The organism is Mesorhizobium sp. M4A.F.Ca.ET.022.05.2.1 (assembly GCF_003998845.1).
Classification (GTDB): domain Bacteria; phylum Pseudomonadota; class Alphaproteobacteria; order Rhizobiales; family Rhizobiaceae; genus Mesorhizobium.
Genome location: NZ_RZOJ01000700.1, coordinates 1 through 1,493, shown reverse-complemented (window position 1 = coordinate 1,493; position 1,493 = coordinate 1). Strand labels below are relative to the sequence as shown.

The window sequence follows — 1,493 nt, the reverse complement described above, 5'->3', positions numbered from 1 at the left end:
AGATCGGCCGCGGCTCGGTCTTCTGGTTCGCCGTGCCGCTGCCAGCGCACAGCCAGGATGCGCGCGACGAGATCGTGCCGGTCGACGTCACCGGCGCGCGCGTGCTGGTCATCGACGACAATCCGGTCAACCGCGAGATCCTGCTGGAACAGTTGCGGAGCTGGAGCTTCGACTGCGCCGCCGCCGAAAGCGGCGCCGTCGGCCTCGCCTTCCTCGACCGCGCCAGCCAGCTGGGCGCCGCTGTCGACTGCATCATCCTCGACTACCAGATGCCGGGCATGAGCGGCGCCGACGTCGCCAAGGCCATTGCCGCCGACAGCCGCATGTCCTCCATTCCGGTGGTGATCCTGACCTCGGTCGACCAGGTCGATTTCGGCAAGATGGTCATCGATTTCGGCATCGCCGCGCATCTGACCAAGCCGGCGCGCTCGGCCGTCCTCCTCGGCACCGTCATCTCGGTGATCCAGAAGGCGCGTTCCCAGGTCGGCAAGGCACACTTCGTTCGTGAGGCAGTCGCGCCGAAAGCAGCGCCCGCGCCGGCCTTCACCGTTATTCACGGTCCGGCCACACCGGCGCCCGCCGCGCCGGAACCGGCGGCCGCGCCGAACGGTCCGATCGACATCCTCATCGCCGAGGACAATGACGTGAACCAGCTTGTCTTCGGCCAGATCCTAAATGGCCTCGGCCTCAGCTACCGCATCGCCGGCAACGGCCGCACAGCGGTGGAAATGTACAGGGCGCTGCGGCCAAGGCTGATCCTGATGGATGTCTCGATGCCAGAGATGAACGGCTACGAGGCGACCGGCGCCATCCGTCAGATCGAACGGCAGAACGGCAGCCACACGCCGATCATCGGCGTCACCGCCCACGCGCTGAAGGGCGACCGCGAGAAATGCATCGAGGCCGGCATGGACGATTATCTGGCGAAGCCGATCTCGCCCGACCGCCTTGGCAGCAAGATCGGCACCTGGCTCAGCGAGACGGTCGCGGTGAAGACAGCGTGAGGCGCGACCGAGCCCGTTGTCCTACAACTGGAACTTGGCTTTTATCCGCTCGGCGCATGGGCCGGCCTTGATGGCGACGGACGGCTTGCCGTCCTGCCAGCTGGTCTCGAAGGAGAAGCCTTGCGCATGATCCTGCAGCGCCTCGGGCAGCATTTCCAGGAAGGCGTCCATCGGCACATGCAGGAAGGGCTCGGCCGTTGTCGCCTGCAATGCCCTGGCGATCGAGCTCTTGCCGGCGCTGCCGACCTCATTCAGCGGGACGATCCTGGCTGTCATCTGCGAACGCCCTCCCGCCATCCCGTCAACGGTTGCGCACCACCAGGCAAGCGCCGCCGACGCCGTGCAGTTTCTGGCAGATGCCATTGGCCTCGCCGCGGCTGTCGGCGCCGATCCGAACCGCATAGATGCCGCGCCGGCCGATCGGCGTGCGCACCCGGCTGACCACCGGATCGTGATTGGAAAGCAGCGCCGGGAAGCGGCTCCTGACCC

Annotated in this window: 3 protein-coding genes; 1 reads left to right on the top strand and 2 read right to left on the bottom strand. The window is 66.9% G+C overall.

Annotation, left to right across the window (positions count from 1 at the left end; genetic code table 11):
* On the top strand, window positions 1-1,004 hold a 1,004-nt coding region (locus EN745_RS34695; protein ID WP_145992323.1), incomplete at its 5' end, for a response regulator.
* A 21-nt stretch (window positions 1,005-1,025) separates the two neighbouring features.
* Here the strand turns inward: EN745_RS34695 and EN745_RS34690 are convergent.
* Together EN745_RS34690 and EN745_RS34685 are read right to left on the bottom strand one after the other, a co-directional pair.
* Window positions 1,026-1,280 (bottom strand): hypothetical protein, encoded by a 255-nt coding sequence (locus tag EN745_RS34690; RefSeq protein WP_245487908.1) that lies wholly within the window; start codon window positions 1,278-1,280, stop codon window positions 1,026-1,028.
* A gap of 25 nt (window positions 1,281-1,305) precedes the next feature.
* The coding region (locus tag EN745_RS34685; protein WP_145992322.1) for an SPOR domain-containing protein at window positions 1,306-1,493 on the bottom strand (188 nt) is incomplete at its 5' end.

What these genes read in the sequence shown, in the direction of transcription:
- EN745_RS34690 (WP_245487908.1), bottom strand. Translation starts at nt 1,280, where the DNA reads ATGACAGCCAGGATCGTCCCGCTGAATGAGGTCGGCAGCGCCGGCAAG.